The sequence below is a fragment of the Natronorubrum halalkaliphilum genome (assembly GCF_009834785.1).
GTDB classification, from domain to species: domain Archaea; phylum Halobacteriota; class Halobacteria; order Halobacteriales; family Natrialbaceae; genus Natronorubrum; species Natronorubrum halalkaliphilum.
The window spans coordinates 1-4,060 of the sequence record NZ_WUYX01000064.1 but is presented as its reverse complement, the minus strand read 5'-3'; the positions used below and the strand labels follow the sequence as shown (position 1 = coordinate 4,060).

The following is a 4,060-nucleotide window of genomic DNA, read 5'->3' as shown; positions in this document are numbered from 1 at the left end:
GTAACGAATAATCGACGGGCAGTTCCTCCGTTCCCCTCCACCCCTCCCGTACGCTCTCCCCCCATCCCGCTGACGCCCCCTCCCACTCGACCGCTTTCCCGCGCTGACTCCCCGACCCCGCTGACGCACTCCCCTCCACCCCCACCCCGCCGACGCTTTCACCCCTCCCCCACCTCGTCCCTCCGACGGTCCCCCCTGACGCGTTTTTCGGCCTCGCAGTTCCGCACGCGCCGCTGATTTTCCCCCTCGTTTCTCGAGACCGACCGTTGCTCACGTCTCGAATCGTCGACTCTCACGGTTCGCAGACGGTCACACCTCTCTAGCTCGACCGCGCTCGAGAGCATCGTCGATCGCGCGCCCAACCGATCAACTGTTTGTCTCGACGAGGGTGCTCGACCAGTTCGCAGACGATCCGAGAGCGGCACGCAGACCGGTCCGAGCCGGTAATACGCTATTACCTCCGGCCCAAGCGGCTGCTATCGTCGATATTGTTGGTAATACGCTATTACCCTCAGTATCTCCGACTGGTCCGCACCTATAAAATTCCAAGAGAGTAGAAGAGTAATTCCAGTCCAGCATATTCAGATAGTATATAACGTCTGTAAATTTTAAGTAAACTATGGGAGAAAGTTTATGGTGGTAGTATCAGATTACCCGATTGCATGGCACGCGAACCTTCGGTAGCGGACGACGATCGTTCCGTCGGCAGCGAGGAGCAGCCGACGAACGACAGCGGTAATACTGGATTACTCCACCGGCGCTCGTACATGAAGCTGGCTGGTGCAACGACGGCAGCAACGGCCGCGTTCGGGACGGCCGCAAGCGCCGCCAGCGACGACTACGAGGTCATCGAAGCGCGCGGACAGACCATCAGACTCGGACAGGGTGAGACTTTCGAGAACAAACTGGTCGATTTGACGACCGGCAACGGCATCACCCTGTACGTCACCGGCGGGAACGTCGAGGTTCGTAACATCGGATTCAAAGGCCTCTACCGCGGCGACGGCTTCGTGATCTCGGTGAAAGCCGGCAGCGGCAACATCCTCTTCGAGAACATCTATATGGGCGACGGCGCGACCAAGGAGGGCTCGAGTTTCGTCCACGGGCCCGGCGGGGCGTTCCTCCACCGCGACAGTAACGCGAACGTGACGTTCCGCAACTGCAACGTCCAGGGCTTCCCGAACAACGGCTTTTACTGTTCGAACACGGCCCACGGCGGCAGCGTCCGCTTCGATACCTGTTTCGGCAAGAACAACGGCGTCACGACGTTCCGCTGTGCAAGCGGCAACGACGTCATCGAAAACTGCGTCGCCTACAACGACAACACCGACTACGGTCCCGGCTACGGCAACTTCAGCGAAACTAGCGGTCGACCCGTCTGGGTCTGGAACGGCGGCACCGTAACGATTCGAGACTCGCACTTCGCCGACGGTCCGTACCCCTACTCGATGGTCGCCGGCGCTAACGGCTCGCCCGGCCGCGCCAACTTCGAGAGCGGCGGCTACCGAGGCAACATCCAGCGCGCGAGTGGCTCGACCGTCAACGTCAGCGGCGCCGTCTCGAACGATCCGGATCTCTCGATTCCCGACGGCGTTCCCACGTCCCCCGAAGACGCCGCATCCGGCGACTCCAGCAGCGGCGACGCCAGCGGGGGCGACGCGGACGACCAGCTACCCAACGTCATCCTCTTCGACGGCGACAGATCGGGGGTTACCCGCTACGAGTTCGCCGTCGACGGCGACGTCGAGCCGTCGAACTACGAGGGCGCGACGATCGACGCCGAAACTGGGGTCGAAGACGCGGTCGCCCACGGCGTCGTCGCGGACTGGAAGGACGCCTTCCGCTTTTCCGGCGATATCGAGACGCTCACCGTCGACGGACCCGCAACGGTACTGGTCAACGACGAAGCGGTCGATCCGGCCGACTACGGCGAAGACCTCCCGCACGTCCTCGAGGTCGAGGGCACGGGAACGCCGACGAGTTTCGAGATGACGGTCGAGGGAACGATCGACCTCGACGGCGACGCCGAACCGGAAGACGAAGCGACGACGATCTCGGGGTCGACCGTCCAGAGCTCCGTCACCGACGAAACCCAGACGTTCCGGTTCTCGGGCGCACTCACTGACGTTACCATCATCAACGGCAACGCCGAGGTCAGAGTCGACGGCGAGGTCATCGAGCCAGTCGAGTACGGTGACCACGAACTGCTCCCCCACGCGCTCGTTATCGACGGCACCGAGGCCGACGATCCCACTGCGTACTCCTTCGAGACCAGTGGCGCAGTCGTCAAGTCCACCTATCGGGACGCCACGATCGACGAAGACGACGTGATCGAAGGACGGGCCGTTCGCGGCGTGGCCGACAACTGGCTCGACGCCTACTGGTTCGACGGCGACATCGAGGAGTTCACGCTCCGCGGCAACGCAGCCGTCGACGTCCAGTACAACGTCCGCGACCAGTGATCGACGCGGTCGCTCACGACTGACAACGGGTAGCGCTTTGAGACGCGGATTCTTGCTGTTCTTGCCGTATACGTCATCACAACCGCCTGGTAGCGACGCTACTTCGACCGGTAGTCGCCGCTGAAACGGTTTTACGTCGGTTTGACCGGTTCCACAGAGTCAGTAGCGACGGAGCGAAAGCCCCGGACTGTTCGAGTCAGTCGAAACGGAGCACAGTACCCACCGTTTGCAGCGATCTCCGCTCGAGACGAGCACCGACCGATCCGAACGAAATTGCGCTCGAGGGGATCGGTCGCCGACGTCGCGTCAGTGCCGGAAGACGGAACTGCTACCGGACGGGTCGAAAGCGTGTTTGGAGCTCCCCGAGACGAGATCGGCGAGTGAAACCGCTACGGATCCACCGCCGTTTCCGGGGCGGACGTACTGGAGTGACGGGAGCCCGCCGTTCGTCGAATTGCATCACGCTGTGCGAGTCAATCAGTGAGTCACTGTATCGAAAACCGGATCCGAGCGATGGAGCCACTGAACATCAGGGCGCTGAGCGTCAGCGAACAGTTGCTCGCACGACTGGAGTGCGGTTCGGGACGAACGGAGTGAGTGAGAACCGCAGACAGTCCGATCGCTGTGCAAACAGTTTCAGTTGGGGATCGACTGCTATCCCCTGGTCCTGAATCGACTAGTGCGTTGAATCGAACTCGAGTTGGTCGGCAAGATCGTCGAGCAGTGCGTTGACAAGGTAGTCCGCAAAGTCCTCTGACTCGTCGAACTCAAGCTCACCCCGAACGCCCGCACGTGGCAGTTGCGGGAGCGACACCCCGGTCGGCGTCGGCACGTCTTCAGTATCGGCCTCGCGTCGATGCTCGCCGTAGTGTGTGACGACGAGTTGGTTGTTATAGCACTTGTCCATGTTTTCGTACACAGACCACGAGCAATTGGTCGGTGGCATTACTGAACCCTCGAATTGCTCGAGTTCGCCCGGGTCGTAGTCGATCGGGAGTTGCTCGATAGTCAGCGTCGTCTCCTCGTCGGTCGCCATGACGATGAAGGAGTGGACCCCGCAGACATTGATACGCTTCTCGTCGCAACCGGCGACGGCGTGTTCCCAGAGGTCCGCGAACCACTCCGCTTTCGCGTGATTGGCCGCATTCTCTTGGTCGTGTCCCAAACTCGTCTAGAGTCGTAACTGACTCCTGTGGAAACAGGGTCACCTCTGGTACCTACCCCGAAGTGACCCATGCACGCCACAATCGACGCGCAGTTCACAGTTAGTCTCGACCCAGACAAAACGCTACCGCTTGCCACGCTCGCTGAATCTCTTACCGAGATTCAGCTCGAGGCTACTATCCTCAAGGAGATCGTCAGAAGCCTCGACGAGCGTCTCGTCGAGGCGTATTGCGGGGAGAAACACGCGCGCGGAAACGGCGACCGCCGTTTCCAGCGCGCTGGCACCACGACACGTACAGCCGTTACAACTGCTGGAGAACACGAATTCACGCTCCACCACGTCAAAGATCCCGCTGCCACTGAGGACGATCCAACCTACTTCCGGCCACTCGAGGACCTCGTCGAATTCGACGGACAACGCATCTATCAAGAGG

2 protein-coding genes and 1 pseudogene are annotated in these 4,060 nt (G+C 61.1%); 2 read left to right on the top strand and 1 reads right to left on the bottom strand.

The window, feature by feature from the left end; genetic code table 11:
- Positions 1 to 662 precede the first annotated feature (662 nt).
- Positions 663 to 2,462 carry a hypothetical protein gene (locus GS429_RS17475; RefSeq protein WP_160066635.1) on the top strand — a complete coding sequence of 600 codons (1,800 nt, stop codon included), beginning with the start codon at positions 663 to 665 and terminating at the stop codon, positions 2,460 to 2,462.
- Positions 2,463 to 3,138: 676 nt separating this feature from the next.
- Here GS429_RS17475 and GS429_RS17470 read toward each other — a convergent pair.
- Positions 3,139 to 3,627, bottom strand: a complete 489-nt coding sequence (locus tag GS429_RS17470) for a hypothetical protein (RefSeq protein ID WP_160066634.1) — start codon at positions 3,625 to 3,627, stop codon at positions 3,139 to 3,141.
- Positions 3,628 to 3,696: 69 nt separating this feature from the next.
- Between GS429_RS17470 and GS429_RS17465 the strand changes: the two are divergent.
- Positions 3,697 to 4,060 (top strand): annotated as a pseudogene (locus tag GS429_RS17465) (ISH6 family transposase); the annotation flags it as partial.

Bases quoted from the DNA above. Each gene is read 5' to 3' on its own strand.
- GS429_RS17475 (WP_160066635.1), top strand. From the start codon at position 663: ATGGCACGCGAACCTTCGGTAGCGGACGACGATCGTTCCGTCGGCAGC.